This is a genomic window from Bradyrhizobium sp. Ken64, assembly GCF_055807555.1.
Genome location: NZ_JBVVPA010000018.1, coordinates 44,776 through 70,619, shown reverse-complemented (window position 1 = coordinate 70,619; position 25,844 = coordinate 44,776). Strand labels below are relative to the sequence as shown.

The 25,844-nt window shown below is 64.8% G+C and carries 31 protein-coding genes; 14 read left to right on the top strand and 17 right to left on the bottom strand.

Translation table 11 applies throughout. The features are described 5' to 3' along the window. Positions 1-173 precede the first annotated feature (173 nt). Positions 174-422 carry a helix-turn-helix domain-containing protein gene (locus AC0L2F_RS26380; RefSeq protein ID WP_018454141.1) on the top strand — a complete coding sequence of 83 codons (249 nt, stop codon included), beginning with the start codon at positions 174-176 and terminating at the stop codon, positions 420-422. Positions 423-431: 9 nt separating this feature from the next. Here the strand turns inward: AC0L2F_RS26380 and AC0L2F_RS26375 are convergent, their stop codons facing one another. Next, complete coding sequence (locus AC0L2F_RS26375) at positions 432-713, bottom strand: hypothetical protein (protein WP_473250387.1); 282 nt, start codon at positions 711-713, stop codon at positions 432-434. Positions 714-870: 157 nt separating this feature from the next. On the opposite strand from AC0L2F_RS26375, the gene AC0L2F_RS26370 reads away from it, so the two are divergent. After that, complete coding sequence (locus AC0L2F_RS26370) at positions 871-1,386, top strand: collagen-like protein (RefSeq protein ID WP_473250386.1); 516 nt, start codon at positions 871-873, stop codon at positions 1,384-1,386. A 9-nt stretch (positions 1,387-1,395) separates the two neighbouring features. On the opposite strand, the gene AC0L2F_RS26365 is transcribed toward AC0L2F_RS26370, so the two are convergent. Both AC0L2F_RS26365 and AC0L2F_RS26360 read right to left on the bottom strand, forming a co-directional pair. Continuing rightward, entirely contained in the window at positions 1,396-1,611 is a 216-nt protein-coding gene (locus tag AC0L2F_RS26365) for a hypothetical protein (protein WP_007613682.1), read from the bottom strand. Between the two features lie 96 nt (positions 1,612-1,707). Beyond that, positions 1,708-1,974, bottom strand: coding sequence for a DUF2277 domain-containing protein (locus AC0L2F_RS26360; RefSeq protein WP_063995174.1), 267 nt, complete (start codon positions 1,972-1,974; stop codon positions 1,708-1,710). Positions 1,975-2,099: 125 nt separating this feature from the next. Between AC0L2F_RS26360 and AC0L2F_RS26355 the strand changes: the two genes are divergently transcribed. From AC0L2F_RS26355 to AC0L2F_RS26340, 4 genes are all read left to right on the top strand, one after another. Next, positions 2,100-3,191, top strand: coding sequence for an alpha/beta fold hydrolase (locus tag AC0L2F_RS26355; RefSeq protein ID WP_473250385.1), 1,092 nt, complete (start codon positions 2,100-2,102; stop codon positions 3,189-3,191). Between the two features lie 144 nt (positions 3,192-3,335). Continuing rightward, entirely contained in the window at positions 3,336-3,680 is a 345-nt protein-coding gene (locus AC0L2F_RS26350) for a hypothetical protein (protein WP_063995172.1), read from the top strand. A gap of 41 nt (positions 3,681-3,721) precedes the next feature. Next, complete coding sequence (locus AC0L2F_RS26345) at positions 3,722-4,156, top strand: DoxX family protein (protein WP_473250384.1); 435 nt, start codon at positions 3,722-3,724, stop codon at positions 4,154-4,156. Between the two features lie 31 nt (positions 4,157-4,187). Continuing rightward, a complete protein-coding gene (locus AC0L2F_RS26340) occupies positions 4,188-4,790 on the top strand; it encodes an MSMEG_1061 family FMN-dependent PPOX-type flavoprotein (RefSeq protein ID WP_473250383.1) in 603 nt (200 codons plus the stop codon). A gap of 118 nt (positions 4,791-4,908) precedes the next feature. Here the strand turns inward: AC0L2F_RS26340 and bfr are convergent, their stop codons facing one another. From bfr to AC0L2F_RS26325, 3 genes are all read right to left on the bottom strand, one after another. Beyond that, positions 4,909-5,397, bottom strand: coding sequence for a bacterioferritin (gene bfr / locus AC0L2F_RS26335; protein ID WP_473250382.1), 489 nt, complete (start codon positions 5,395-5,397; stop codon positions 4,909-4,911). A 132-nt stretch (positions 5,398-5,529) separates the two neighbouring features. Further along, positions 5,530-5,802, bottom strand: a complete 273-nt coding sequence (locus tag AC0L2F_RS26330; RefSeq protein WP_007613692.1) for a (2Fe-2S)-binding protein — start codon at positions 5,800-5,802, stop codon at positions 5,530-5,532. A gap of 161 nt (positions 5,803-5,963) precedes the next feature. Beyond that, positions 5,964-6,263, bottom strand: coding sequence for a hypothetical protein (locus AC0L2F_RS26325; RefSeq protein WP_473250381.1), 300 nt, complete (start codon positions 6,261-6,263; stop codon positions 5,964-5,966). Between the two features lie 134 nt (positions 6,264-6,397). Between AC0L2F_RS26325 and AC0L2F_RS26320 the strand changes: the two genes are divergently transcribed. Then, complete coding sequence (locus tag AC0L2F_RS26320; RefSeq protein ID WP_473250380.1) at positions 6,398-6,736, top strand: hypothetical protein; 339 nt, start codon at positions 6,398-6,400, stop codon at positions 6,734-6,736. A gap of 212 nt (positions 6,737-6,948) precedes the next feature. Beyond that, a complete protein-coding gene (locus AC0L2F_RS26315; RefSeq protein WP_007613695.1) occupies positions 6,949-7,233 on the top strand; it encodes a hypothetical protein in 285 nt (94 codons plus the stop codon). Positions 7,234-7,321: 88 nt separating this feature from the next. On the opposite strand, the gene AC0L2F_RS26310 is transcribed toward AC0L2F_RS26315, so the two are convergent. Continuing rightward, positions 7,322-8,548 carry a lytic murein transglycosylase gene (locus AC0L2F_RS26310; RefSeq protein WP_473250379.1) on the bottom strand — a complete coding sequence of 409 codons (1,227 nt, stop codon included), beginning with the start codon at positions 8,546-8,548 and terminating at the stop codon, positions 7,322-7,324. A gap of 7 nt (positions 8,549-8,555) precedes the next feature. Continuing rightward, positions 8,556-10,205 carry an energy-dependent translational throttle protein EttA gene (gene ettA, locus AC0L2F_RS26305; RefSeq protein WP_007613699.1) on the bottom strand — a complete coding sequence of 550 codons (1,650 nt, stop codon included), beginning with the start codon at positions 10,203-10,205 and terminating at the stop codon, positions 8,556-8,558. 232 nt (positions 10,206-10,437) lie between these two features. Here ettA and AC0L2F_RS26300 point away from each other — a divergent pair, with 232 nt between their 5' ends. Both AC0L2F_RS26300 and AC0L2F_RS26295 read left to right on the top strand, forming a co-directional pair. After that, on the top strand, positions 10,438-10,653 hold the full coding sequence (locus AC0L2F_RS26300; protein ID WP_473250378.1) for a hypothetical protein: 216 nt from the start codon (positions 10,438-10,440) through the stop codon (positions 10,651-10,653). 104 nt (positions 10,654-10,757) lie between these two features. Further along, on the top strand, positions 10,758-11,720 hold the full coding sequence (locus tag AC0L2F_RS26295; RefSeq protein WP_473250377.1) for a D-2-hydroxyacid dehydrogenase family protein: 963 nt from the start codon (positions 10,758-10,760) through the stop codon (positions 11,718-11,720). A 4-nt stretch (positions 11,721-11,724) separates the two neighbouring features. On the opposite strand, the gene AC0L2F_RS26290 is transcribed toward AC0L2F_RS26295, so the two are convergent. After that, on the bottom strand, positions 11,725-12,693 hold the full coding sequence (locus AC0L2F_RS26290) for an NAD-dependent epimerase/dehydratase family protein (RefSeq protein ID WP_473250376.1): 969 nt from the start codon (positions 12,691-12,693) through the stop codon (positions 11,725-11,727). A gap of 160 nt (positions 12,694-12,853) precedes the next feature. After that, the gene (locus tag AC0L2F_RS26285) at positions 12,854-14,041 is read right to left on the bottom strand and encodes a L,D-transpeptidase (protein ID WP_473250453.1); all 1,188 of its coding nucleotides are present in this window, start codon (positions 14,039-14,041) and stop codon (positions 12,854-12,856) included. Positions 14,042-14,362: 321 nt separating this feature from the next. Here AC0L2F_RS26285 and AC0L2F_RS26280 point away from each other — a divergent pair, with 321 nt between their 5' ends. Beyond that, positions 14,363-15,205, top strand: a complete 843-nt coding sequence (locus AC0L2F_RS26280) for a hypothetical protein (protein WP_473250452.1) — start codon at positions 14,363-14,365, stop codon at positions 15,203-15,205. Between the two features lie 2 nt (positions 15,206-15,207). Here AC0L2F_RS26280 and sseA read toward each other — a convergent pair whose 3' ends face one another. The 3 genes from sseA to AC0L2F_RS26265 form a co-directional block, all read right to left on the bottom strand. Beyond that, positions 15,208-16,062: a 3-mercaptopyruvate sulfurtransferase gene (gene sseA / locus AC0L2F_RS26275; protein ID WP_473250375.1), complete on the bottom strand. Its 855-nt coding sequence runs from the start codon at positions 16,060-16,062 to the stop codon at positions 15,208-15,210. 163 nt (positions 16,063-16,225) lie between these two features. Beyond that, on the bottom strand, positions 16,226-16,639 hold the full coding sequence (locus AC0L2F_RS26270; RefSeq protein WP_473250374.1) for a rhodanese-like domain-containing protein: 414 nt from the start codon (positions 16,637-16,639) through the stop codon (positions 16,226-16,228). Between the two features lie 131 nt (positions 16,640-16,770). Further along, the gene (locus tag AC0L2F_RS26265; RefSeq protein WP_063995163.1) at positions 16,771-17,946 is read right to left on the bottom strand and encodes a vWA domain-containing protein; all 1,176 of its coding nucleotides are present in this window, start codon (positions 17,944-17,946) and stop codon (positions 16,771-16,773) included. 123 nt (positions 17,947-18,069) lie between these two features. Here AC0L2F_RS26265 and AC0L2F_RS26260 point away from each other — a divergent pair, with 123 nt between their 5' ends. After that, positions 18,070-18,315, top strand: a complete 246-nt coding sequence (locus AC0L2F_RS26260; RefSeq protein WP_007613712.1) for a GlsB/YeaQ/YmgE family stress response membrane protein — start codon at positions 18,070-18,072, stop codon at positions 18,313-18,315. A 92-nt stretch (positions 18,316-18,407) separates the two neighbouring features. Beyond that, positions 18,408-19,250 carry an AAA family ATPase gene (locus tag AC0L2F_RS26255; RefSeq protein ID WP_063995161.1) on the top strand — a complete coding sequence of 281 codons (843 nt, stop codon included), beginning with the start codon at positions 18,408-18,410 and terminating at the stop codon, positions 19,248-19,250. A 941-nt stretch (positions 19,251-20,191) separates the two neighbouring features. Here AC0L2F_RS26255 and AC0L2F_RS26250 read toward each other — a convergent pair. The 4 genes from AC0L2F_RS26250 to AC0L2F_RS26235 form a co-directional block, all read right to left on the bottom strand. Continuing rightward, positions 20,192-21,838, bottom strand: coding sequence for a GMC family oxidoreductase (locus AC0L2F_RS26250; RefSeq protein WP_473250373.1), 1,647 nt, complete (start codon positions 21,836-21,838; stop codon positions 20,192-20,194). Positions 21,839-21,854: 16 nt separating this feature from the next. After that, positions 21,855-22,448, bottom strand: a complete 594-nt coding sequence (locus tag AC0L2F_RS26245; RefSeq protein WP_063995159.1) for a GNAT family N-acetyltransferase — start codon at positions 22,446-22,448, stop codon at positions 21,855-21,857. Between the two features lie 202 nt (positions 22,449-22,650). Next, complete coding sequence (locus AC0L2F_RS26240; RefSeq protein WP_473250372.1) at positions 22,651-23,577, bottom strand: SMP-30/gluconolactonase/LRE family protein; 927 nt, start codon at positions 23,575-23,577, stop codon at positions 22,651-22,653. A 146-nt stretch (positions 23,578-23,723) separates the two neighbouring features. Beyond that, complete coding sequence (locus AC0L2F_RS26235; protein WP_473250371.1) at positions 23,724-24,557, bottom strand: GyrI-like domain-containing protein; 834 nt, start codon at positions 24,555-24,557, stop codon at positions 23,724-23,726. A gap of 177 nt (positions 24,558-24,734) precedes the next feature. On the opposite strand from AC0L2F_RS26235, the gene AC0L2F_RS26230 reads away from it, so the two are divergent. Next, the gene (locus AC0L2F_RS26230) at positions 24,735-25,838 is read left to right on the top strand and encodes a mandelate racemase/muconate lactonizing enzyme family protein (protein ID WP_473250370.1); all 1,104 of its coding nucleotides are present in this window, start codon (positions 24,735-24,737) and stop codon (positions 25,836-25,838) included. Positions 25,839-25,844 lie beyond the last annotated feature (6 nt).

The window sequence follows — 25,844 nt, the reverse complement described above, 5'->3', positions numbered from 1 at the left end:
CATTCCGTGCCAATCGCGGCGATGCGGCGGCATTCCCAAGGTCAATTGGTGCGATCGCCTTCGGTTAACCTTTCGTTAACCAAACCCGCCCACCGTAGATCTACGGCTTGGGGGTCGTTTGTTCTCGATCCGCTTCCAAAGACGGAAGCGGGCGTTGATCGGGGAGTGTGTCGATGACCACTGTTCATGTCGCTGCGTCCGAGCCGGGCGCGTATGTCCTTTCACCGAACCAGATCGTTCCGCTGCTGATCGGCGCGACCGTCGACGAGGTCGAGCGTGAGCTCGTGCTGCAGACGCTCGCCCGCTGCGACGGCAATCGCACGCGCGCCTCGCGCGTGCTCGGCCTCTCGGTGCGCACGCTGCGCAACAAGATCAGGCTCTACGCCGCCTCCGGCATCGAGGTGCCGGCCTATCACGACTAGCGCGCGACGTCAGTCTGCCTGCGACGCCTTGCGTGACGATGCGCTGCGCGACCAGCGGCGCAGCTCGTGCCGCAAATGTGCGCCGGCGAAGAGCGCAAGGGAGATGATCGCAACCGCCGCTGCGATCATCTCGATCGTGCGGAGCAGGAAGGCCGTCATGACCGCCCAGGTCGGCTGCGGCTCCTCGGCGAATGCGACTAGGACGATGTCAGGCACCAGCAGGTGAGCGAGGCCGAGCGCCGCCACAAGGATGACAGCGAACAGGCAAAAGACGTTCCACGCTGCGCGCATCGGTCGCCCCTCGCTGGGATCGTGGCCGCGCACAATCAATGACACGGCGCTCCGTGCCGTCGATTGATGTTGATCAAGCCCTACGCCATGCCCGGGCGGAATTGCCGCTGTCGTCAAACGCCGCTAATTAGCTTGCTCCGGTCAAGGGAGCAGTGGCGTGGCAGACGAACAAAAACGGCAGGGACCTCAGGGACCGCGCGGACGGCAGGGCGAACCGGGGCGGCCGGGCCCGCAGGGTCATCCGGGCAAGCGGGGCCCCGACGGGGCGCGCGGCAAGCCGGGTCCGCAGGGCAAGCCGGGTCCGATCGGAAAGGCCGGACCGCTGGGCAAGCCCGGCCCGCAAGGCAAGCAGGGCGAAGCCGGCCCGCGCGGGGCGGCCGGTGCACAGGGACCTGCGGGACCCCAAGGGCCGGCGGGGCCGCAAGGCCCGCGCGGCGAGCCCGGGCCGCCCGGCCCATTGCCGTCGATCGAGCAGGTGCTGCCGTGGCTCGATCAGCTGTTCGACGCCTGGGACGAGCGCCGCCGCCAGCGCGAGCGTGAAGCCGCCGAGCGCGAGGCGCTGGAGGCAGCCGTGCAGGAGACCGACGAAATGCCCCTCGATGACGAGGACGACGGCAGCGAAGGCGACGCTCACAGGAAAAAGAAGAAAAAGAAGAAGCACGGCAAGGAATGACAGACGAATCTATTTCGTCCCATTCTCGCGTCGCGGCAGCATGCCCATGCGCTCGAACTGCCAGCGCATGGCGCGGTACCAGAGATAGCCGACTGCTGCGCCGCACAAGGCCAGGATCACGACGCTCGCGCTCGAGAACGAGCCGCTCCACCACGTCATCCACGCTGTCCACAGCAGTGTGAAAACGATGGCACCTGCTTTCAGCGGAAGAAGGGGGCGGCTCATGGTCGTGCTCCGGGGTGTCAAAAGCCCGGCGAACATCATCGCGCGTTGCGACCGCTTTCACCGTGAGCCAGGTCACGGAACGGACCTTCGAGCCGCCTAACCGAACCGCAGCCGCGAACGTTCCTTGGCCTTTTCCGCCTCGACCTCGCGGTCGCGTGCCGGGGCGTGGGTGTGCAGCGACGTCAGGAGTTTTCGCGCAGCCTCCGAGACCTCCGCCACCGCACGATCGAAGGCCTCCTCGTTGGCCTGCGAAGGCTTGTTGAAGCCGGACAGTTTGCGAACGAACTGGAGCGCGCTGGCGTGGATCTCATCCTCCGTCGCCTCCGGCTCGAAGTTGAACAGCGTCTTGATGTTGCGGCACATGCAGTCTCTCCTGACCTTTCCCTCGAGGACGACCGGCGAAAACGAAATCCTACATCCTTCCGGACAGTTCTGCTAAGTTCCGCCGCAACGCGGCCGCCGACCAGAGCCGCACGGGGGAAATAGACATGAAAGCTTCTTGCGCGGCGCTGTCAGCCATCCTGTTCACCGTCTCGTTGGCGGCCATCTCGACATCCGGATGGGCGGCCGATTATCCGGCGCCGAAGCAGGGCGATTGGATCGCCAGGGATTTCAAGTTCCACACCGGCGAGACCATGCCGGAGCTGAAGCTGCACTACACCACCGTGGGTGAGCCGAGCGGCCAGCCGGTCCTGGTGCTGCACGGCACCGGCGGCTCGGGCGCGAGCATGCTGTCATCAGCCTTTGCCGGCGAGCTGTTCGGCGCGGGGCAGCCACTCGATGCCTCCAAATATTACATCATCATCCCCGACAATATTGGTCATGGCAAATCGTCAAAACCGTCCGACGGGATGAAGACGAGCTTCCCGAAATACGATTACGAGGACATGGTCGAAGCCCAGTATCGCCTGGTGACGGAAGGGCTCGGGGTCAAGCACCTGCGGCTCATCATCGGCAATTCGATGGGCGGCATGCACACCTGGCTGTGGGGCGAGAAATACCCGATGGCGATGGACGCGCTGATCCCGATGGCCTCGCAGCCGACCGAAATGGCGTCGCGCAACTGGATGCTGCGGCGGATCATGCTTGACACCATCCGCAGCGACCCCGACTACAACGGCGGCAATTACACCGGCCAGCCGCGCATGATGAAATACGCCATCACCGCCTACGGCATCGCGAGCATCGGTGGAACGCTGGCCTATCAATCGCAGGCGCCGACGGCGGCCAAGGCCGACAAGATCGTCGACGAGCGGCTGGCCATGCCGATCGCGGCAGATGCCAACGACTTCGTCTACCAGTGGGAGTCCTCGCATGACTACAACGCCGGCGAGAAGCTGGAGGCCATCGAGGCGTCGCTGCTGCTGATCAATTCCGCCGACGACGAACGCAACCCGCCTGAGACCGGCATCACGGACGCTGCGATGACGCGGGTCAAGAACGGCAAGCTGTATCTCATCCCGGCAAGCACGGAGACGCGCGGCCACGGCACCACCGGGAACGCCAAATTCTACAGCGAGCAGGTCCGGCAGTTTCTGCAAGCCGCGCCGCAGCAAACGATCGAATCTGCGCGCCGCTGATTTTGCATCGCATCAAGGGCCATCTACCCGCATATTATTTGAGCATGCATTAGGCTGACGGCTCGGGCTTAATCGCATCGATATACGAATCGACGCGCGGGACAATCGCGCACCAATGGCACGACACGCGATGAGGAGGATCGCATGCACAGGCTCGTACTGTGCGTTTGGCTGGCCGCGCTGACAAGCGCCGCGTTCGCGTTCGACAACGGGCAATATGATCACGTCCCGCCCGACATCCGCGCCTGGTTCAAGAGCGTGATCGCACCGAACGGCGTACCCTGCTGCGACGTCTCCGACGGCCATCGTACTGAGTACGACGTGCGCAGCGGCGCCTATTGGGTGCCGATCGAGGGACAATGGATGGAGGTGCCCGAGCGCGCCATCATCCGCGACCGCGGCAATCCGGTCGGCGAGGCCGTGGTGTGGTACGTCCATCACCGCGGCGCCATCATCATCAGTTGCTTCGTGCCGGCCGATGCGGTGTAGCGCGCGGTAGCGCCTCGGCGCCGCGCGTGCTAGTTCGGCCGATGGCTCCTGCGAACGACAGAACGCGCGCTGTGATGCGCTTTGTGCTGGCAGCGTTTTACATCGCGGCCGGCATCGCGCATCTCCTGGCCCCCGACAAGCTGCTTGCGATCACGCCGGCCTGGGTTCCGTTTGCAACACAGCTGATCCTCATCACGGGCGTATGCGAGATCGCGGGCGCGATTGCGCTGGTGACGAAGCCGCTGCGCTGGTGGGCGGGCGTTGCGCTCGCGCTCTATGCGCTTTGCGTGTGGCCGGCAAACATCAAGCATGCCCTGCAGGGCATCGACCTTCCACCCGTCCCCAACAGCTGGCTCTACCACGGACCGCGGCTGACGCTGCAGCCAATCCTGATCTGGTGGGCTCTGTATTGCGCTGGCGTGATCGACTGGCCGTGGCGGCGCGACAAGGGGGATAGCGATCGCGCTGGGAGATGATATTCTCGGGCATTCCACCAGGGAGACCTTCGTGACTGATCTTTGCGCCGAAGACCTCGCCACCATCTATGCCCCGCCGAGCCCGCGCGTGATCGCGAAAGCGCGCCCCGCGATCGATGCGCACGCGAAGAAATTCATCGAGATGTCGCCGTTCTGCGTGCTCGCGACGTCGGGAGCGGACGGCAGCGTCGATGCCTCACCACGCGGCGGCGGCACTGGCTTCGTCCACGTCGCCGGCCCCAACCAGCTGCTGATGCCTGATCGCTCCGGCAACAACCGGATCGACAGTTTCCGGAACGTCGTCGAGGGCTCGGGCTTCGTGCATCTATTGTTCTTCGTCCCCGGCATCGACGAGACGCTGCGCGTGGGCGGCCGCGGCACGCTGTCGGCCGATCCGGACCTGCTCGCCTCGATGGTAGAGTTTGGCAAGTCGCCCCGCGCGGTACTGAACATCGCCGTCAGCGAAGTCTATTTCCACTGCGGCAAGGCCCTGATGCGCTCGAAGCTGTGGTCGTCCGAGAAGGTGCCGCGCTCGGTGATGCCGAGCATCGTCGAGGTGGTCCACGAGCAGACCGGCCTTGGTGAGCCGCAGAGTCAGGACGTGGTGGAAGCGCTCTACAAGACGCAGCTATAGCCGGGCTTTCCGACCGCGCACGGCCGTCATGCCGTGGGCTTGTCCCGGGCATCCGGGTAGCACGTGGATGGCCGGGACAAGCCCGGCCATGACGAATGGAGAGTGCGGAGTTAGGGGCCTAATGTCCCTCGCCCTCGAGCCCGCCGACGTGCTTCTGGGTGTAGAGCTCGAGGCCGATGCGGCCGATCAGGTCGAGCTGGGTCTCGAGGAAGTCGATGTGGTGCTCCTCGTCGCTCATCAGCTTCTCGAACAGGTCGCGCGTGACGTAGTCCTTGACGCTATGACAGTAGGCCGCCGCTTCCTGGTAGAGCGCCCGCGCGCTCATCTCGGCGGCGAGATCGCACTCGATGATCTCCTTGACGTTCTGGCCGATACGCAAGGGATCGAGCACCTGCATGTTCGGGAAGCCGTCGAAGAACAGGATCCGCTCGGTGAGCTTGTCGGCGTGCTCCATCTCCTCGATGGACTCCTTGCGCCAGACCTTGGACATGTCCCGCAGGCCCCAATTGTCGAGGAAGCGGTAGTGCAGCCAGTACTGGTTGATCGCAGTCAGCTCGTGACGCAGTGCCTTGTTGAGATAGTCGATAACTTTTGCGTCGCCCTGCATGGTTCACTCCAGCTCTTGCAGTCCAAATCGGCCGTAAACCGAATTTAGAACGCTTCTAAATGAGTTTAAAGACTGGGACAACCGGCTACGGGGACGCAGCCGGGGAAAAGCTCAGCCAGGTTGCGGAAGATTTCAGCAGGCCGCGAGGGCAAACTCGGCCGGCTGGGCCGTCTCGTCATTGGCGGCCACACTGTGATTGTGCGGACAGCCGGAGCAGCAGGACGTGGCACAGGGGCCGAGCGCTTCGTCGATAATGGTCTTGATCGTCCGGGCGCAGCGGCCGCATTCGGCGCTACAGCCGAGACAGCCATAGACCTGCTTGGCATGGCGCACGGCGTCGTCGGACTCGGCGACGGCGGCGCGGATGTCGTCATCGCTCAGCACGTTACAGGAACAAACGATCATGGAAGCGGCAGGCCCTTTGGTGATGCGCCATCATCGATATTTAAGGGGCCGGCCGGATGCAAAAGGAAAAAGCGGAATTTGAAGCTATTCCAAACTGGCCCCGTAAACAGCCTAGAACGGCTCTAAAATAGCGCTTTGCGCTGGATCAAGATGCGGTGGATCTAGTCGCCGCCGCCTCCTCCACCATCGCCGCCGCCCCCGCAATCTCCGCCACTACTGCCGCTATCGCTGCTGGAGCAGTTGCCGCTGTCGGCCGCGCTGCCGGAACCATCGCTGGAAAACCAGCTCCCCAACGAGAAGCCGTCGCTCGTGCCGGTGGCGGTCTCGCCACCGCTATTGCCGCCGGCCTCGGCGCGGGAGCGCCGCTGGCCGCGGTTCTGGAGATGGGTGATCCAGCCGTAGCCGATCGCGGAGACGATCCCGGCAGCGATCAATGCATTTATCATCGCGTTGCCCACCATCACCCTCCCTTGGCTGAGCTGCGGTCCATGTTAATTGGTCGCCCCTGGCAAAGGTGCCGTTCATTGATCATTCAAACGAAATATGGAACTTTACCCTCAAGAGTTCCCGCGTGTTTTGTTCGAAAGGTCTGCCAATGAAGAAGTCGCTCCTGGCAATCGCTGCCGTCGCCGCTGTGGCCCTTAGCGCCGCTACACCAGCCCAGGCGCAACGCGGCGTCGCCGCAGGCGTGGCGGCGGGGATCATCGGCGGCGCCATTGTCGGTGGGGCGCTGGCCTCTCCGTACTATTACGGGCCCGGCCCCGGCTACGCATATGGTCCCGGATATGGCCCCGGCTACTATCCGCCGCGCTACTATGCGCCGGGCCCGGGCTATGTCGCGGACGACTATTACGGCAACGGCTGCGTCTGGCAGAAGCAGCGCTTCTGGGACGGTTATGCCTGGCGCGTCCGCCGCGCCAGAGTCTGCGGCTGAAGTCGCTGCAAGCCGGTTCATTCCAGATGCGCCGTTCATCCAGGGGCCTGAAAAAGACCGCTTTTTCTCGTCACAGCTCCGTGTGCGTTTACCGCGGATTGACCATTTGCGCGCTTCCTAGCTGCAAGGCCAATTCCATCAGAGTCTGCGTGAACCTTTGAACCCCGGACGCTCCTAACAAGGAGCATCCATCTCTCAGGAGAGCCAAGCGTATGAAGAAGACTTTAGTTGCCGCCCTCACGGTTGCGACGATCGCCGGTTCGCTGGTGACCGCCACGCCGTCCGCCCAGGCCCATGACGGCGTCGGCGTCGGCATCGCAGCCGGCCTGATCGGCGGCGCGATCGTCGGCGGTGCCATCGCATCGAGCCGTCCCGCCTATGGCGGACCGGTTTACGTGGCCGAGCCCGGCCCGCCGCCCCCGCCCTGCTATTGGCAGCGCCAGCGCTACTGGGACGGCTACGGCTGGACCGTCCGCCCGGTTCGCGTTTGCTACTGATCTGATCGCACGGCGCTCATGAGCGCCGCGATCGAAGCCCGGCCGAGCACCTCGGCCGGGCTTTTTCTTTTAGCTGGCCCTGCAGCAGCTATCGCGTCGCCTGGATCGAGCGCAGCACCTCTTCGCTTGGCCAGCAATCGACCTTGAGCCCTGCCGACTTCTGGTAGGCGCCGAGCGCAGCGCGCGTCTGCATGCCGGCCTTGCCGTCTATCTTGTCCTTGTAGAATCCGACGCGTGTGAGCCCGCGCTGCATCGCCTCGACGTCCTTGGTTCGCAATTGCTTCGAGGCAGACCACGGCGTCGCGAACGGTTGCGGGCTCGTCATGCGGTCGGCGAGATGGCCGACGAACAGCACGTAGAGATCGGAGAAATTGTATTCCTTGATCACGAAGTAGTTCTTCGTGGTCAGGAAGGACGGGCCGTAGATGCCTTCCGGTTGCAGCAGCGAAGCCGGCTGTGCCTGCTCGGCGGCGGTGAGCTTTTGTCCGCGCACCGGCACAAAGCCTTCGCGCAGCCACTGGCCGATCGGCTTCGTCACCTCGGGCACGCCGACGGTGCAATCGACCTTGGCCGGTGCCTGCACCTCGTAAGCCCAGCGTACGCCGCTCTGCCAACCCTTGTTGACGAGCTGCTGGGCGGCGGATGCCAGCGCATCCGGCACCGAGTGCCAGATGTCGATGCGGCCGTCACGATCGAAATCGACGCCGTGCTTGTAATATTCGGACGGCAGGAATTGCGTGAGCCCGGTCGCGCCGGCCCAGGACGAGCGCATGTCCTTGCGTGTCACCACGCCGTCGCCGAGAATTTTGAGCGAGAGGATGAACTCGTTGCGATAGGTGTCCTTGCGGCGGCCCACATAGGCCTGCGTCGCCAGCACGCGGACGAGATCGTAAGGCAACGTATAACGGCCGTAGTCGGTCTCACGGCCCCAGATCGCCAGCATGACGGTGGCGGGCACGCCGGAGCTTTTCTCGATCTCGGTCAGGGCCTGACGATATTTTTGCAGCAGCCGCTGCCCCTCGCCCGCAAGCCGCGCGATCGAGGCCTCCCTGACATAGTCGGCCGGCACCTGCACGAACTCGGCCTGCGACGGCGCACCGGTCGCTGGCCGTCCCGGCAGGATCAGATCGGGCAGCTTGTAATCAGGCTCGAGCCCACGCGTCTCTCGCTCGAACGTCGCGCGCGACACGCCGGCGGCCTCCGCCTCCGGCCAGAGCGAGGCGATGAACTGCGTGAAGGCGGCGTCGGCGGCGCGGGCGGGCGACAGGCCGCAGGTGATCATGATCACCGCAGCTATGAGCACCCGCCGCATCATGCCGAGATCACCGCGTCAGCTTCTTGTACTTCACCCGGTGCGGGATGATGCTGTCCTGGCCAAGCCGGCGCATCTTGTCCTTCTCGTAGTCCTGGAAGTTGCCCTCGAACCATTCGACATGGCTATCGCCTTCGAAGGCCAGGATGTGGGTCGCGATGCGATCGAGGAACCAGCGATCATGGCTGATGATGACGGCGCAGCCGGCGAAATCTTCCAGAGCCTCTTCGAGCGCACGCAGGGTGTCGACGTCGAGGTCGTTGGTCGGCTCGTCGAGCAGCAGAACGTTGGCGCCGGATTTCAGCATTTTCGCAAGGTGCACGCGGTTGCGTTCGCCGCCGGAGAGCGCGCCGACTTTCTTCTGCTGGTCGGCGCCCTTGAAGTTGAACGACGAACAATAACCGCGTGAATTGACTTCCCTCTTGCCGAGCAGGATCAGCTCGTTGCCGCCGGAGATCTCCTCCCACACGTTCTTGCTGCCATCGAGCGCGTCGCGCGACTGGTCGACGTAACCGAGGTGAACGCTCTCGCCGACCGTGATGGTGCCCTTGTCCGGCTCTTCCTGCTTGGTGATCATCCTGAACAGCGTGGTCTTGCCGGCGCCGTTGGCGCCGATCACGCCGACGATACCGCCGGGCGGCAGCTTGAAAGTGAGATCCTCGATCAGCATGCGATCGCCGAAGCCTTTGCTGAGGCCTTCGAAATCGACCACGTTCTGACCTAGGCGCTCGGCCACTGGAATCGTGATCTGCGCGGTCTGTGTCTGCTTTTCGCTCGCCTGCTTCAGCAGTTCGTCATAGCGCTGATAGCGCGCCTTGGATTTGGCCTGGCGGGCTTTCGGCGAGGACGCGATCCATTCCTGCTCGCGGGCCAGCGTCTTTTGATGCGCAGCGTCCTCGCGGCCCTCCTGCTCCAGCCGCTTCTGCTTCTGCTGCAGCCAGGACGAGTAATTGCCCTCGTAGGGGATGCCCTTGCCGCGATCGAGCTCAAGGATCCAGCTCGTGACGTTGTCGAGGAAGTAGCGGTCATGGGTGACGATCAGGATCGCGCCGGGATAGTTGCGCAGATGCCCTTCCAGCCACGACACCGACTCCGCATCGAGATGGTTGGTCGGCTCGTCCAGCAGCAGGAGCTCGGGCTGGTCGAGCAGCAGCTTGCACAGCGCGACGCGGCGGCGCTCACCGCCGGAGAGTTTCGAGACGTCGGCATCGTCGGGCGGACAGCGCAACGCATCCATGGCCTGGTCGACCTTGCTGTCGAGATCCCAGAGGCCCTGGGCCTCGATCTCGTCCTGCAGCTTGGTCATCTCGTCGGCGGTCTCCTCGGAGTAGTTCATCGCCAGCTCGTTGTAGCGATCGAGGATGGCCTTCTGCTTGGCGACGCCCAGCATGACGTTCTCGCGCACGCTGAGTGCCGGATCGAGATGCGGCTCCTGCTCGAGATAGCCGACGCGGGCGCCCTGGGCGACCCAGGCCTCGCCGTTGTACTCCTTGTCGAGGCCAGCCATGATCTTGAGCAGCGTCGACTTGCCCGAGCCGTTGACACCGAGCACGCCGATCTTGGCGTCCGGATAGAACGACAGATGGATGTTATCGAGCACCTTCCGGGTCGGGTAGCTCTTGGTCAGGCCTTGCATGAAATAGATGAACTGGCGCGCCATCGGTCCCGAAAACCTTCGATTTGAGGAAATTTGCTTGCCGCCGATGTAGCGATCCCGCCCCCAAAGGGCAATGTTTTCCCTCCGTTCACCACGGATGAATACGGGACGGACACCATCCCGCCGTCGATCCGGACAATTGAAACCATCTTTTAATAAATCAGGCCAAAGCTCGGTTTCGCGCGGAAACAGCGCCACCCGCTCAGAATGAACGGGAGCACAGCGAGACAGCGTCATGGCCATGATCGAGACCAATTTCCTTCCCGTTCCGGTGGAAGCCGGCAGCGCCTCCGCGTTCGCCTCGGAGATCAAGGGCTTCTGGAAGGGCTTCTTCGCCACCGCTTTCAACCCCTACCGGCCCGAACTGCATTACATGCGCGGCCCCGGCCCCGCCTGGCGCGCCAAGCACGGCATGAATGCGCCGTTCCGGCTCAAGCCCCGCGACCTCTGAGCCTTTACCACCTGTCGGATTTTTGAAGACGCGAACGGCTTGCGCACGGTCCTGATTGCGCGCAACCATGGCCTGGTTCCACCTCTCGCCATGGATGAACGCTGATGACGCGGCTGCGCTGTGCAATTCTCGACGACTATTTCAACCTCGCCCTCGACGTCGCCGACTGGCAAAGCCTGTCCGACCGCATCGACGTCACCGTGTTCAGCCATCCCTTCGCCTCCGAGCAGGCCGCAGCGAGCGCGCTGGCCGATTTCGAGATCGTCTGCGCGATGCGCGAGCGCACCGCGTTCCCGAAGAGCCTGTTCGAGAGCCTGCCGAAGCTGAGGCTGCTGCTGACGTCAGGCATGCGCAACGCCTCGATCGACATGGAGGCCGCCAAGGCGCGGGGCGTCACGATCGGCGGCACGCAATATTCGCGCGATCCGACCGCGCCCCTCACCATGGGCCTGATCCTGGAACTGACCCGCGGCATCGGCCGCGAGAACGCGCGCATGCATGCGGGCGAGCCCTGGCAGGCCTTTGCCGGCGTCGAGATCGAGGGCTTGACGCTCGGCGTCGTCGGGCTCGGCAAGCTCGGCAGCAAGATGGCAGGCATTGCGAAGGCGTTCGGCATGAACGTGATCGCCTGGAGCCCGAACCTGACCCCGGAGAAGTGCGCGGCCGCCGGCGTCGGCTACGCCACCAAGGAGGAGCTGTTCGCCAAGGCCGATATCGTCAGCATCCATGTGGTGCTGAGCGAGCGCTCGCGTGGGCTGGTCGGGGCTGCCGACCTCGCGCGGATGAAGCCGACGGCCTTCCTCGTCAACACCGCGCGCGGGCCGATCGTGGACGAGCAGGCGCTGCTCGAGGCGTTGCAGCAGAAGAGGATTGCAGGCGCCGGCATCGACGTCTTCTCGGTCGAGCCGCTGCCGACGGACCATCCTTTCCGCAAGCTCGACAATCTCGTGCTGACGCCGCATCTCGGCTACGCCACCGCGGACGGCTTGCGCATCCATTACGGCCAGATGGTCGAGGCGATCGACGCCTTCACCAAGGGCGGCGAGCTGCCGCGGAAGCTGGCCTGAAGCCTCAGGCCGCCGAGCGGTGACTGGTGGGCTGCCGTGCCGCGTCGGCAAAGCCGTCGCGCCAGGAGGCATGCGCCGGCAGCCAGCCGAGCTCGCGCTTGGCCTTGCCGTTGGAGGCTCCACGCACCTCCGTCATCATCGCAACCATATGCTCGCCTGCGAGCAGGCGCCCGAGCCAGGCGGGAATGTGACGCGGCGGCTTGGCACCGAGCAATTCGGCCAGCGCGGGCAACCAATCCTTCACCTGCGCCGGATGATCGTCGACGATATTGTAGATGCTGCCCGCGCGCCCGCGTTCGAGCGCGGCAAGCGTGGCAGAGGCGGCATCTTCGGTGTGAATGAACGACCACGTGCCGCCGCCATCGCCGATCACGGGCACACGCCGGTGGCGCAGCTGGTCGATCATCGCCGGCGAGAGTGTGCCGGTGACCGGTCCATAGAAGAATCCATAGCGCAGCACGATGCCCTCCGGCGACGTCGAAGCGGTGACGCTTCGCTCCAGATACCGGATTGCCTCAAGCGTGCGTCGCAGCTCTCGCGGCGGATGCGGGTCGAGCTCATCGGTCTCGGTCTTCACCGTTCCCCCGGCGCGACTGAAGATCCAGCCGCAGAAGCTTTGCGCGATGAAGCGCCTGGCGCCGGCCTCGCGTGCAGCGTTGAGCAGAATGTCGGTTCCGCGGGTGCGGAGCTCGTTGGTTCGCTTGAAAGCCCGATCGAAATGCCGGAGGTCCGTGGCGGCCGCGAGATCTGTCATCTGGTGGATGACGGCGTCGGGCTGTGCCGCAATCACCGCAGCGCGCATGCTGTCGGCATCGAGGCCGTCGGCAACGACCGGCTCCGCACCCAACCGCCGCACAAGCTCTGTTTTTGCCGCATTCCGTGTCGTGCCGATCACGGAATGACCCGCTGCGACCAGCGCCGGAACAAGATACTGACCGACCGCGCCGGTCGCGCCCGCAACAAAGATGCGCATCCTGTGCTCCTCAATTCGTTGCAATCCTCCCGGACGTAATCGAGGTGCGGAGCCGTTCAAGGAGGCATGCGCAAGCGAGACATGTGCGCATTCGTCAAATGATGACGGCGCGTGACCGAAGGTCACGCGCCGTCATCAGATCAATTCTTGCGAGGCCGGTTCAGCGCACGGTGACGGGCGCGGGCAGCGGCGGCACCACTGTCGGCTGGGTGCCTCCGACCGGGCCGGCCTGTGCAGCCATCGGAGCGGGCCCGGCAGCGCCGGGCATGGGCGCGGCGGATGCGGTCGCAGTTCCCGGCGGCGGACCACCCGGCATCACGACCACGCGGGTGCCGACCTTGACGCGATCGAACAGGTCGGAGACGTCCTCGTTCAGCATGCCGATGCAGCCGGAGGACACGAACTTGCCGATGGTCGAGGGCTGGTTGGTGCCGTGGATGCGGTAGACGGTCGAGCCGAGATACATCGCGCGGGCGCCGAGCGGATTGCCGGGACCGCCGGCCATGAAGCGCGGCAGATAGGGCTGGCGCTCGATCATCTCGGTCGGCGGATGCCAATCCGGCCACTCGGCCTTGCGGGTGATCTTCTGCACGCCGGTCCAGGTGAAGCCGTCGCGGCCGACGCGAACGCCGTAGCGGATCGCACGGCCATTGCCGAGCACGTAATAGAGGTAGGTATTCGGGGTATCGACGATGAGTGTTCCGGCCGGCTCCTTGGTCACCAGCGAGACCTCCTGGCGGCGCAGGTTCTGCGGCAGCTGCGCCGGAGCAGCGTCAGGCTGCTCCTCGGGCGGCAGCGAGGCGATCGCCATCGGCCGGCCGTCGGCACCCGCGGGCGGCTGCCCGGCCTGGACCGTTCCGGTCGCGCCGGGACCACCGACTGCCTCCGGCGGACGGAGGCCGTCACTGCCGGACGCTTGATCCGGACGATCGGCGTAGATCACCGCGGGCGGGCCGGCGGGGCGGCCGTAGCGCGGATCGTCGGGCGACGTCACGGGACCCTGCGGCGGCGCGGCCGAGTAGACGGGGGCGCCGGCGGGACGGCCATAACGGGGATCATCGGGCGACATCACCGGACCCTGCGGCGGCGCGGCGGAATACACCGGCGGAGCGCCGGGCGGACGGCCGTAGCGCGGATCCGGGCCAGGCGGCGGCAGCGCTGCCTGCGGCATCGAATCGTCTTCATCGTCCAGTGCGTCGAAACTCGGCGCGCGGTCGCCGGGCCGATATTCGGCCGGCGCGCCATAGCTCGGCGCCTGCTGGACCGGATAGCTCTGGGCCTGTGCGAGCGAGGTTCCCGCCGCAGCGACTGTTGCGGCAGCGCATATCGTCAGAAAATGTTTGATCATCATCGCTCTTGTATAGTCCCCGGGCCCCGTCCGGACCGTTAACGGCCAGATGACCGAAGATAGCGGCACATTCAAGACACTACAGGCGGATTTGTGCCTGATTTGCCAATTTGTGATCCGCAAGACTACCGTTGCCTCCTTGCATCAGGGGACGAAAATCAGTCCGTGCGTGAGATCGCCGGAGTCGCCGGCTCCGTTTTTTACGGAACGGCGCGGAATCGTTGCGGTATGTTCGAATTAGCCTGATTCGCCTCCGCTTTGAGCTTCGATCCCCGCGTGGCGAACGCGGCAAGCAGTACCGTCACCGCGTTCAGATGGCTCATGGGCCCTGGCCACTTCGCCGCCGGGGCGGAAATTCGCAATCCCTCGATGCTTCCCGGCTTTCGCTTCCTGTTTGCCGCGATCCTGCTGTCAGCCTCCATCCTGGTATTCGGACTGGGCGCCGCCGCGCTGCTGCGGGCGAGCCACGAGCAGTATGTCAGCAACCCCTCCTGGCGGAATGGTCCGCAGGAGCAGGTGTTTGCACAAGCTCCCGAGCCGGCCCAGCCGGTGCTCGCGGTCCTCCGCGCCGAGCCGGAGGCCGCCACCGATCCGACGCCGTCGCTGCGCGATCAAGTCCCGACCATCGCGCTGCCGATGAGCGAGCCCGAGCCGGTCGTCATGGTGACAACCGAGACCGACGGTCAGCCGCAGGTCGTTGCACCTCCGGCTGACGTCCCGGCCGAACCGGCCAACGTCGAGGCCAAGGCCGAGACGACGACGGACGCCGCGGCGCCAGCCTCAAGCAACACGCTTACTCCGGCCGACGCCAGCGCATCCATCGCCGAGGCCAAGCCCGTTTCGATCGCTCTCACGAGCAAACCAACACCTGCCGTCCCCAGCGCAGCCTCGGCTTCGTCCAGGTTCGACATGGCGAGCGCGAAGTTCGCCGCATTGAACGACCCGGCGACCACGGCCTGGAAGGGTCCGCCGGCGAAGGTCAAGGCCGACTCTAAGGCCGACAGCAGTTCGCCGGAGAGCAAGGCGACCAAGCCGCGGGCGCATCGGGTGAAGAAGCGCCGCCGCATTGTTCGGCGTCCGCCGCCGCCGGTTCAGCAACTCGATGCGTTCGGACAACCGCAACCCACGCTCGCCGCAATGACGACCGCGCGCGCACGTCAGTAGGGTTACGCCGGCCCCGTTGCGATCGGCGGTCCCTTTTCCTGCCCCCATTCCGACCATGAGCCGTCGTAGAGCGCGGTGTCGGTGATGCCGAGGCGATAAAGCGCCAGCGTCAGCACGCCGGCAGAGACCCCGGAGCCGCAGCTCGTCACGATCGGCGCATCGAGCTTGACGCCGGCGTTGGTGAAGGCAGCGCGGAGATCATCGAGCGGCTTCATCGTGCCGGTCGCGGCGTCGAACAGGAGATTGTAGGGCACGTTGCGCGCGCCCGGGATATGGCCGGAGCGGATGCCTGCGCGTGGCTCCGGCGCCCGGCCCTCGAACCGGTCGGCGGCGCGCGCATCGATCACCTGCTCGGCACGGCTTTCGACGTTCGCGATCAATTGCTGCATGCTGCGCACGCGTTTGGAATCGTAGCTCGCCTTGAATGTCGCCGGCTTCGGCTTTGTCTCGCCGCTCTCGACCGGACGCCCCTCGGCGCGCCACTTCTTCAGGCCGCCATTGAGGATGCGCACATTGCCGTGGCCGAAAGCCAGGAACATCCACCACGCGCGGGGAGCAGCGACCCAGCCGCCGGCATCATAGATCACGACGGTGTCGGCATTGGAGATGCCGAGATGACCCACGTCGCGACCGAACTGCTCGGCGCTCGGATACATGTGCGGCAGCGGGTTGGAATGGTCGGACACCGCATCGACGTCGAAGAACACCGCGCCCGGCAGATGCGCGGCGAGATAGTCGTCCTTTGGCAGCGGCAGCACGCCCGGCAGCTTGAAGCTGGCGTCGAGCACCTTGACGTTGGCATCGTTGATGTGGGCGGCGAGCCATTCGGTGGAAACGAGGGGATCGGTGGCGGTCATTGCATGCTCCGGCAGTTGTCTCAGTCGTCATGGCCGGGCTTGTCCCGGCCATCCACGTTCTTCTTCGCGACAAAGACGTGGATGCCCGGGTCATCTAGCGCTAAGACGCGCTTCGCGCTTTTGCCCGGGCATGACGGAGTGTGTGGTGAGAGAGGTATTCATCTCACCCCTTCTTCTTCGGCCCCCACTGCTCGACCGGCCCGCCGGCGTCGCGCCAGGCGGCGTAGCCGCCCGCGATGTGGGCGACGGGCCTGAGGCCCATGTCCTGCGCGGTCTTGGCGGCGAGCGCGGAGCGCAAGCCGCCGGCGCAATGGAACACGAACTTCTTGTCCTCCTGGAACACCGGCTTCGCATAAGGGCTCTGCGGATCGATCCAGAATTCGAGCATGCCGCGGGTGCAGGCGAACGCGCCGGGAATGCGACCGTCGCGCTCGATCTCGCGGGGATCGCGGATATCGACGATAACGACATCGCCATTCTTCGAGATCTCGATGGCGTCCTTGGCGGTGAGCGTCTCGATCTCGGCATTGGCCTCGTCGATCAGCGCCTTGATGCCGCGGGTGATGGTCTGGGGCATGGTCTTCCCTTCTTCTCTTCCGTCGTTCCGGGGCGATCGCGAAGCGAGCGAACCCGGAACCTCGATCGGCATCAACAACTGCGAGATTCCGGGTTCGCGCTGCGCGCGCCCCGGAATGACGGCGTGTGTGGCTAGTGCGTCAATTCCTTCATCGCACCTTCCAGCCCCTCGATCGTGATTGGATACATGCGGTTGGCGAAGATGCGCTTGATGATCGTGGTGGATTCCGAATAGTCCCAGTGCTTCTGTTGCACCGGGTTCAGCCACACCGAATGCGGATAGGTGCGGATGATGCGGTCGAGCCAGACCGAGCCGGGCTCTTCGTTGACGTGCTCGACCGAGCCGCCGGGCACCATGATCTCGTAAGGCGACATCGAGGCGTCGCCGACGAACACGATCTTGTAGTCGTGCGGGTATTTGTGAAGCACGTCCCAGGTCGGCGTGCGGTCGGTGAAGCGGCGCTTGTTCTGCTTCCACACGCCTTCATAGAGGCAGTTGTGGAAGTAGAAATACTCCATGTGCTTGAACTCGCTCTTCGCCGCCGAGAACAGCTCCTCGACCTGCTCGATATGCGCGTCCATCGAGCCGCCGATGTCGAAGAACACCAGCAGCTTCACCGCGTTGCGCCGCTCGGGCCGCATGTGCACGTCGAGATAGCCGTGATTGGCGGTCTCGCGGATGGTGGTATCGAGATCGAGCTCGTCCGGCGCGCCAGTGCGCGCGAATTTGCGCAGGCGCCGCAGCGCCACCTTGATGTTGCGGATGCCGAGCTCGACATTGCCGTCGAGATCCTTGAACTCGCGCTTGTCCCACACCTTCACGGCGCGGTTGTTGCGGTTTTTCTCCTGGCCGATGCGAACGCCTTCGGGATTGTAGCCATGGGCGCCGAACGGCGAGGTGCCCGCCGTGCCGATCCACTTGCTTCCGCCCTGATGGCGGCCCTTCTGCTCCTCGAGGCGTTTCTTCAGGGTCTCCATGAGCTTGTCCCAGCCCATGGCCTCGATCTGCTTCTTCTCGTCGTCCGTCAGGTACTTTTCGGCGAGCTTCTTCAGCCACTCTTCGGGGATCTCGGCCCCTTCCATGGCGTCGAGCAGGCTTTCCAGCCCCTTGAAGACGGTGCCGAAGACGCGGTCGAACTTGTCGAGGTTGCGCTCGTCTTTCACCAGCGAGGTGCGCGAGAGATAGTAGAAATTCTCGACCGAATAGTCCGCGAGGTCAGCGTCGAGCGCCTCCATCAGCGTGAGGTATTCGCGCAGCGTCACGGGGACCTGCGCATCGCGCAGAGAAGTGAAGAATTGCAGGAACATGGGTGACAGATTGCCCGTCGGGGGGCGAACGTCAAGGGGCGGAGGGCACGGCTCTGCGCTGGACCGGGAGGGTTTTTGCTTTAGAATTGGCGGTCTCACGGGGTTGTTTTGGGGACGTTTGCAATGGGAATTCTCGCAGCGCTCATCATTGGCGCGATCGCAGGCTGGCTTGCCGGCAAGATTGTCCATGGGGCGGGATTTGGGCTGATCGGCAACATCGTCGTCGGCATCATCGGTGCACTTGTGGCCAGCTGGATTCTGCCTCAGCTGCATATCCAGCTCGCAACGGGCACGGTCGGGGCCATCGTGGATGCCACGATCGGCGCGGTGATTGTGCTCGTCATCCTTTCGCTGATAAAACGGGTCTGAAAGCCTGACCGAACCAGGAACGGCCGCCATGCGCGGCCGTTCCCATGTCGCGACCGGGGCACCGCCGGGACGACGACCAACAAGGACGCGCGATGAAATTTACCGGCACCAAGGACTATGTTGCGACCGACGATCTCAAGGTCGCGGTCAACGCCTCGATCGTGCTGGAGCGCCCGCTGCTCATCAAGGGCGAGCCCGGCACCGGCAAGACGGTGCTGGCGGAGGAAGTGGCGAAGGCGCTGAACGCCCCGCTTCTGACCTGGCACATCAAGTCCACGACCAAGGCACAGCAAGGCCTCTACGAATACGACGCGGTGTCGCGCCTGCGCGACAGCCAGCTCGGTGATGCCCGCGTGTCCGACATCAGGAACTACATCAAGCGCGGCAAGCTGTGGGATGCCTTCACCGCCGAGCAACGCCCGGTGCTGCTGATCGACGAGATCGACAAGGCCGACATCGAATTCCCGAACGATCTTTTGCTCGAGCTCGACCGCATGGAATTCCATGTCTACGAGACCGGCGAGACGATCAAGGCCAAGCAGCGCCCGATCATGATGATCACCTCCAACAACGAGAAGGAGCTGCCCGACGCGTTCCTGCGCCGCTGCTTTTTCCACTACATCAAGTTCCCCGATGCTGACACCATGACCCGGATCGTCGACGTCCATTTTCCCGGCATCAAGAAGCGGCTGGTCGAGGAAGCCTTGCGCATCTTCTTCGAGGTCCGCGAGGTGCCCGGTCTGAAGAAGAAGCCGTCCACCTCCGAGCTGCTCGACTGGCTCAAGCTGCTGCTCAACGAAGACATGAGCGTCGAGCAGCTGCGCGAACGCGACCCGCGCAAGCTGATCCCGCCGCTGCACGGCGCGCTGCTCAAAAACGAGCAAGATGTGCATCTGTTCGAGCGACTCGCGTTCTTGAGCCGGAGGGAAGTGTAGGTTCGAGCGCACTCCGCGTTGCGGGCGAGGCAATCGGCCAAATCAACCGGTGTCGTCCTGGCGAAGGCCAGGACCCATACCGCGTGATCTATCGATAAAACTCCGGCGCCAGTACCGCCCACCAAACCCCTCCCTGGGGTAATGGGTCCTGGCTTTCGCCAGGACGACGGTGGTGAAGCATCACGCTTCAACACACCCGCATCCTAAATCGCAGACACGCCTTCGCATCCTCGCGGCGCATTCGCCCGAGCTATGCTCTCTCCATTGCGCCCGTAAACAAAGAGGGCGCAGGGAAGGCCGGGTGCCGGCTGGCACCCACGGTCCGCTGTGCGCATGTAGCGCAAAAGGACTGCACAGCGGCATACAGGTGAAGCCCAACACACGGCCTTCCCTGCGCAGTGGTCGGACGGCTTATGCCGTGCTCTCCCGGGAGCCGAACTTTCCTTCTGGCCTCCCTCGCCCCGCGAATTGACGATGCCGTCCGCCCGGTTGGGCTCGCGCACATCTCCGCAAAGGCTTGACCGTAGCAACGACGGTCAGGACCACACGGTTTTGCCGTACGCAGCTCATCCGGCTTCGCCAAGAGGCTTCGCCGGACTTCGGCGCCGCTCGTCCGCACGAAGCCTCGGGCTCACAGGGACTACCCGCCCTGCCCGCGCCTCTCGCGCACGACGCTGCTGCGTCCACCGCAACCCGGCCCGCGTTTCGAACGACTCGCGAACCGCCCCTCTTCGTCGGGCCGGGCTGTTTCGACTTATGCCGCAATTCCGAATTTCGGTAAAGTGGAATATTTTTGCGAGGAGGGATTGACGGGGTGGCGGGGTGTTTTGCCCGACGGGCAGCCGTAGGATGGGTAGAGCGCAGCGAAACCCATCAAACTCTTCCCGCGAACGCCGCAAGACGATGGGTTTCGCTTTCGCTCTACCTATCCTACGCCACACTCACGCTACCGCCGCATCCGGCACGCGCGCGGCTTCCATCGGCTGCTTGCCGCGGATCAGGTCCGAGGCGCGGTCCGCGATCATCATGGTGGAGGCATTGAGGTTCGCCGAGATCATGCGCGGCATGACGGACGCATCAATGACGCGCAGGCCTTGCAACCCGTGGACGCGGAGCTGGTCGTCGACCACCGCCCAGGTGGAATCCGCCGGGCCCATGCGACAGGTGCAGCCGGGGTGGAAGGTGGTGGTGCCGCGTTCGGTGGCGGCGGCCAAGAACTCGTCGTCGGTGTTGATGTTGGGACCGGGAAAATCCTCGTAGGCGTAATAGGGCGACAGCGGCGCGCTCTTCAAAAGCCTGCGCGCGAGCTTCATGCCACCGACGATGACCCGGCGGTCGAGCTCGGCGTCGAGATAGTTGGTCTGGATGATCGGCGGCGCGAATGGATCGGACGAGCGGATCCGGACATAGCCGCGGCTCTCGGGGCGCTGCTGCCAGGAGGCCACCGTCATGCCGGGCTCGTCCTCGAGCTGGCCCTGTACGCCTTCCTTGTAGCTCGCCGGCGTGAAGGTGAGCTGCAAGTCGGAGCTGTCGGCGCTCTCGCCGGAATGCCAGAAGCAATAGACCATGGTCGGCGACAGCGACAGCAGGCCTTTGCGCGCGGTGGCCCATTTCATCGCCTCAACCCAGAGACGCCAGCCGCGGCGAAGCTCGTTGATGGTCCTGATGTCCTTGACGCGCGCCACCGTGCGCGGGGCGTAATGATCCTGCAGGCCCTCGCCGACCGGAAGCGCGTGACGCACGGCGATGCCGTGGGCGCTGAGCAAATCAGGCGAGCCGATGCCGGAGAGCTGCAAGAGCTGCGGCGAATTATAGGTGCCGCCGGACAGGATCACCTCCTTGTTGGCGCGGACCTCGACCGGCGTGCCGCCAGAGCCGCCCTTCATGTAGCGCACGCCGACGGCGCGCTTGCCCTCGAAGATGATCTCGGTCGCGTGCGCGTGGGTGTGGACATGCACGTTCGGCCGCTTCATCGCGGGCTTGAGGAACGCGGTGGCGCCGGAGACGCGCAGGCCCTTGTCGATGGTGCGCTGGCAGTAGGAGACGCCTTCCTGGGTCTTGCCGTTGTAGTCGGGGTTGCGGGGAATGCCGAGCGAGACCGCGCCTTCCATGAAGGCTTCGCAAAGCGGATCGCGCCAGTTCATGGTGGTGACGGTGAGATTGCCGTCGCGGCCGCGGTAAACGTCCTCGCCCTCGCCGACCCGTTTCTCCAGCCGCCGGAAGTAGGGCAGCACGTCGGCATAGCCCCAGCCGCGATTGCCCATCTGCGCCCAGGTGTCGAAATCCATGCGCTGGCCGCGATTGTAGATATGGCCGTTGATCGAGGACGAGCCGCCGAGCGTCTTGCCGCGGGGCGCGTAGATGCTGCGCCCGCCGGTCCAGGGCCCGACCTCCTGCTGGTAGGCCCAGTTGATGCTCTTCATGTGGAAGGTCTTGATGAAGCCCGCCGGCAGATGGATGTAGGGATGCCAATCGCTCGGGCCCGCCTCGAGCACGCAGACGCTGGTCGCAGGGTCTTCGCTCAGCCGGCTGGTGAGCACGCAACCGGCGGAGCCCGCGCCGACGATCACATAATCAAATCTGTCCATGGTGCCTCGGCCGCCTCTAGCGCGGCTTGTCGTTGAGTTGATAATTCAAATGCGTTCGCACGGTCGGCCATTCGGCCGCAATGATGCTGTAGACCACCGTGTCGCGCAGCGTGCCGTTGGGCGCGACCTGGTGGCTGCGCAGGATGCCGTCCTGCTTGGCGCCCAGGCGCTCGATGGCGCGGCGGCTCTGGTGATTGAAAAAATGCGTGCGGAATTCCACCGCGATGCAGTCCAGGGTCTCGAAGGCATGGGTGAGCAGCAGCAGCTTGCACTGCGTGTTGAGCGGGCCGCGCTGCGCGCCCTTGCCATACCAGGTCGAGCCGATCTCGACGCGGCGGTTGGCGGCATCGATGTTCATGTAGGTCGTCATGCCCACGATCTTGCCGCTGCCATCGAACACGGTGAAGGGGAGCATCGAGCCCGCGGCCTGAAGACCGAGCCGGCGGTCGATTTCCTTGCTCATGTTGTCCGGCGTCGGAATCGCGGTGTACCAGATGGTGGAGAGCTCGCCGTCCTTCACGGCCTCGACCAGCCCCTCGCGGTGCTGATGCGACAGCGGCTCCAGACCGGCATGCTGTCCGCGCAGGGTGATGGGATCAGGCCAGGGCATTGCGGGTCTCTCTCTGTGGTCATTGCTAGCGGAGCGAAGCAATCCAGGCTGTCAGCTCCTCATCCTGAGGAGCGCGGCACGCGCGTCTCGAAGGATGAAGGCCCCGCGCTGGTGGCCTCGCCCTTCGAGACGCGCGCAAAGGACGCGCTCCTCAGGGTGAGGGTCTGCCGGATTGCTTCGCTCCTCGCAATGACGGCTTGGCTCACTTGTTCAAAAAGTTCAACGGCAAACCGCTGCGCGGCCAGTCCATGGCGATCAGCTCGCCCTTGCCTGAGAGCGTGATGTAGGCGGTCTTCAGCTCGGGGCCGCCGAAGGCGATGTTGGTGGTGACGCGGTCGCCGGTCGGGACCTGCTCGACCAAGGTACCATCAGGCGCGATCACCGAGATGCAGCCGGAGACGAGGGTGGCGACGCAGACATTGCCGTTCGCTTCGACCGCGAGCGAGTCGAACATCTGGTAGCCGCCGAGGCCGCAGATCGGTTTGCCCCGCTCGCCGCGATAGATCACGTCGCGCGGCTTGAGCGTGCCGGGCGCGGAGAGCTCGTAGGCCCAGAGCCGGCCCGTCGGCGTCTCCGCGATGTAGACGGTGGTCTCGTCGGGCGACAGACCGATGCCGTTCGCCGGCAGTATGCCGTGCACGACTTCGACGATCTCCTTCATGCCGGGCTTGAGATAGTACATGCCGCCGACGTCCATCTCGCGTGCGCGGCGCTTACCGAGATCGGAGAACCAGAGGCCGCCCTGCTTGTCGAACACCAGATCGTTCGGCCCGCGCAGATCGTGCTCGCCGCAACGCGTCACGACGGTTTCGATCTGGCCGGATTGCAGATCGACGCGCTGGATCGAGCCGCCGAGATAATCGTCGGGCTGCGGGCCCGGCATAATCATGTTGCGGGTCGGGATCCAGGAGAAACCGCCATTGTTGCAGATGTAGATCTTGCCGTCGGGGCCGAGGGCCGCGCCGTTCGGGCCGCCCGGAATCTTCGCGACGATCTCCTTGCGCCCGTCGGGATGGATTCGGGTCAGGCGCTGGCCGCGGATTTCCACCAGCACCACCGAGCCGTCCGGCATCACGACCGGCCCTTCGGGAAATTCGAGGTCGGTGGCGAGAACGCGGACGTTGGACATGTGGGACCCTCCCGGCTGCTTGTTATGACTTGTTGTTTTGACTTGCACGGGATGTCCGGCACGGCCCCACACGCAAGATTGCCTGCGGTTATGACAAAGTCGCCGGGGCTTGCCAAGCAAGCGGGATGGTATGCCAGCGTTGCGCGCTAATCTCGCACGGGTATCCAAATTTCCAGGCCGCCATTGCCGGTGGCGAGATCAAATTGCTCGTCGTAGCGCTCGAAGTTCGGCGCATCGGCCGCCTTCAGGCCGGAGGCCGGCAGCCACTGATTCCAGATCGCGTTGACGGTGCGCCTGATCGAGGCGACGTGGTCGGCGTGGGTGAACACCGCATAGCGCTGCTCGGGGATCCGGATACGGCCGAAGCGGCGCGGCAGCTCGGAGAAATCGGCGACCTCGACGCCGGCGATGTAGTCGAAATTGCCGGCATCGTCGCCGTTGCAGCAGACGCCATAGGCGACCGGTCCAACGCGCGCGGGAATGTCGGCGACCTCCTGGTGGAAGCGCTGCCACAGTCCAGGAATGGCCGCGCCGTTGTCGCAGGAGATGCGCTCGTTGATACCTGCGACGAGAAAGGCCTTTGTGGTTTCGAAGCGCGGGGTGGCGAGCTTGTCGGAGATGGTTGAGTCCATGAGGATCGGCTCCTGGAGCCTGAGATGGCCGGTGCATTGCGCGGCCCGCACCGCCTCGGGCGTGGTGCCGAACTGGTCGCGGAACGCGCGGGTGAATGCTTCGTGCGAGCCGTAATCCGCCTCGAGCGCCAGCGACAGGATGTCCGGCGCGCCGTTCGCAAGACTGCGCGCCGCTTCGCTCAGCCGCCGCGCGCGCACGTACCGCATCACCGGCAGGCCGGCGGCTGCGGCAAACGCGCGCACGATGTGGAACCGCGACACGCCCGATATCGCAGCGATTTCGTCGAGCGTCATCGGCTCGGCGAGATGGCTCTCGACATACCAGAGCGCGCGTTGGGCTGGGTTCATGGCGTTTCTCGTTCGAAGCGCGACCATGATGCACCGAAGTCCGCGGGTTTCGCTTGATCGGCATTGCGGTCCCGCAAGAGGATAACGCCGGACCAGCCACTGGCAACGTCTGGGCGTTCATGGCTACACTCGGGGCGTCCTTGAAACCGCTCACGAGAAAGCAGGAGGAACGGCGACATGAAGATCACCGATGTGCGGGCGCACCATATCCGCATCCCCTATGACGCCGGTGTCGCGAGCTTCCGTCAGGGCGCCTCCGCCATCACCGCGCTCGACATGGTGATGGTCGAGGTCAGCACAGACGCCGGGTTGACCGGCTGGGGCGATGCCTTCGCCTATGTCTGCCCCCGCACCACGCGCAGTGCCGTCGAGGAAATGATCGCACCGCAGGCCCGCGGGCTGGAGGTTCCCGATGCCGCCGGCATCCCCGCGTTGATGGAGCAGATCCAGCGCAATCTGCATCTGTTCGGGCGTTACGGCATCACCATGTTCGCGATCTCCGGGCTCGACATTGCGCTGTGGGACCTCGCCGCCAAGGTCAAGGGCGTGCCGCTGCACCGCCTGCTCGGCGGCACCAGGCGCCCGGCCATTCCGGCCTATGCGAGCCTGTTGCGGATCGGTTCGCCCGACAGCATCGCCGCCGAATGCAAGAAGGCGCTGGCGCTCGGCTATGGCGCCATCAAGCTGCACGAGACCACGGCGCCGGCGGTGTTTGCCGCGCGCGCGGCGATCGGGCCCGGCATTCCGCTGATGGTGGACATGAACTGCCCGCTGTCAGGGGAGCAGGCAGTCGCATTCGCCAGGACATGCCGGGACGCGCAGCCGATGTTCCTGGAGGAGCCGGTCTGGCCGCCGGAGGATTTTGCGGCGCTCGCCGAGGTCCGCAGCAAGGGCGAACTCGACGTCGCCGCCGGCGAGAACGCCTGCACGGAATATCAATTCCGCCAGATGATGGAGGCGGGCGCGGTCAGCCACGCCCAGCCGTCGGTGATCAAGGTCGGCGGCATCACGGAATTTCTGAAGGTTGCGGTGCTCGCAGATCGGCTCGGCGTCAAGATCGTTCCGCACTCCCCGTATTTCGGCCCCGGCCTGCTGGCGACCTTGCATCTCCTGGCGGGACGCGACGACGGATTGGTCGAGATGTTTTACCTGAAACGCGAGGCCTGCCTGTGGGGCGGCCGCGCCGACGTCGATGCCACCGGCCATGTCCCGGTGCCGACCGGACCCGGACTTGGCTATGAGCCCGAGCGCAGCGTGATGGAGCGATATCGCGTCGCCTGAGCGCGG

Bases quoted from the DNA above. Each gene is read 5' to 3' on its own strand.
- AC0L2F_RS26365 (WP_007613682.1), bottom strand. From the start codon at position 1,611: ATGAGCCGCCCCCTTCTTCCGCTGAAAGCAGGTGCCATCGTTTTCACA.
- AC0L2F_RS26250 (WP_473250373.1), bottom strand. From the start codon at position 21,838: ATGGACAGATTTGATTATGTGATCGTCGGCGCGGGCTCCGCCGGTTGC.
- AC0L2F_RS26265 (WP_063995163.1), bottom strand. From the start codon at position 17,946: ATGTTCCTGCAATTCTTCACTTCTCTGCGCGATGCGCAGGTCCCCGTG.
- AC0L2F_RS26380 (WP_018454141.1), top strand. From the start codon at position 174: ATGACCACTGTTCATGTCGCTGCGTCCGAGCCGGGCGCGTATGTCCTT.
- AC0L2F_RS26295 (WP_473250377.1), top strand. From the start codon at position 10,758: ATGACGCGGCTGCGCTGTGCAATTCTCGACGACTATTTCAACCTCGCC.
- AC0L2F_RS26260 (WP_007613712.1), top strand. From the start codon at position 18,070: ATGGGAATTCTCGCAGCGCTCATCATTGGCGCGATCGCAGGCTGGCTT.
- AC0L2F_RS26300 (WP_473250378.1), top strand. From the start codon at position 10,438: ATGGCCATGATCGAGACCAATTTCCTTCCCGTTCCGGTGGAAGCCGGC.
- sseA (WP_473250375.1), bottom strand. From the start codon at position 16,062: ATGACCGCCACCGATCCCCTCGTTTCCACCGAATGGCTCGCCGCCCAC.
- AC0L2F_RS26235 (WP_473250371.1), bottom strand. From the start codon at position 24,557: ATGAACCCAGCCCAACGCGCGCTCTGGTATGTCGAGAGCCATCTCGCC.
- AC0L2F_RS26270 (WP_473250374.1), bottom strand. From the start codon at position 16,639: ATGCCCCAGACCATCACCCGCGGCATCAAGGCGCTGATCGACGAGGCC.
- AC0L2F_RS26325 (WP_473250381.1), bottom strand. From the start codon at position 6,263: ATGGTGGGCAACGCGATGATAAATGCATTGATCGCTGCCGGGATCGTC.
- AC0L2F_RS26375 (WP_473250387.1), bottom strand. From the start codon at position 713: ATGCGCGCAGCGTGGAACGTCTTTTGCCTGTTCGCTGTCATCCTTGTG.
- AC0L2F_RS26320 (WP_473250380.1), top strand. From the start codon at position 6,398: ATGAAGAAGTCGCTCCTGGCAATCGCTGCCGTCGCCGCTGTGGCCCTT.
- AC0L2F_RS26330 (WP_007613692.1), bottom strand. From the start codon at position 5,802: ATGATCGTTTGTTCCTGTAACGTGCTGAGCGATGACGACATCCGCGCC.
- AC0L2F_RS26315 (WP_007613695.1), top strand. From the start codon at position 6,949: ATGAAGAAGACTTTAGTTGCCGCCCTCACGGTTGCGACGATCGCCGGT.
- AC0L2F_RS26230 (WP_473250370.1), top strand. From the start codon at position 24,735: ATGAAGATCACCGATGTGCGGGCGCACCATATCCGCATCCCCTATGAC.
- AC0L2F_RS26290 (WP_473250376.1), bottom strand. From the start codon at position 12,693: ATGCGCATCTTTGTTGCGGGCGCGACCGGCGCGGTCGGTCAGTATCTT.
- AC0L2F_RS26355 (WP_473250385.1), top strand. From the start codon at position 2,100: ATGAAAGCTTCTTGCGCGGCGCTGTCAGCCATCCTGTTCACCGTCTCG.
- bfr (WP_473250382.1), bottom strand. From the start codon at position 5,397: ATGCAGGGCGACGCAAAAGTTATCGACTATCTCAACAAGGCACTGCGT.
- AC0L2F_RS26310 (WP_473250379.1), bottom strand. From the start codon at position 8,548: ATGATGCGGCGGGTGCTCATAGCTGCGGTGATCATGATCACCTGCGGC.
- ettA (WP_007613699.1), bottom strand. From the start codon at position 10,205: ATGGCGCGCCAGTTCATCTATTTCATGCAAGGCCTGACCAAGAGCTAC.
- AC0L2F_RS26255 (WP_063995161.1), top strand. From the start codon at position 18,408: ATGAAATTTACCGGCACCAAGGACTATGTTGCGACCGACGATCTCAAG.
- AC0L2F_RS26360 (WP_063995174.1), bottom strand. From the start codon at position 1,974: ATGTGCCGCAACATCAAGACGCTGTTCAACTTCGAGCCGGAGGCGACG.
- AC0L2F_RS26345 (WP_473250384.1), top strand. From the start codon at position 3,722: ATGGCTCCTGCGAACGACAGAACGCGCGCTGTGATGCGCTTTGTGCTG.
- AC0L2F_RS26245 (WP_063995159.1), bottom strand. From the start codon at position 22,448: ATGCCCTGGCCTGATCCCATCACCCTGCGCGGACAGCATGCCGGTCTG.
- AC0L2F_RS26285 (WP_473250453.1), bottom strand. From the start codon at position 14,041: ATGATCAAACATTTTCTGACGATATGCGCTGCCGCAACAGTCGCTGCG.
- AC0L2F_RS26280 (WP_473250452.1), top strand. From the start codon at position 14,363: ATGGGCCCTGGCCACTTCGCCGCCGGGGCGGAAATTCGCAATCCCTCG.
- AC0L2F_RS26350 (WP_063995172.1), top strand. From the start codon at position 3,336: ATGCACAGGCTCGTACTGTGCGTTTGGCTGGCCGCGCTGACAAGCGCC.
- AC0L2F_RS26240 (WP_473250372.1), bottom strand. From the start codon at position 23,577: ATGTCCAACGTCCGCGTTCTCGCCACCGACCTCGAATTTCCCGAAGGG.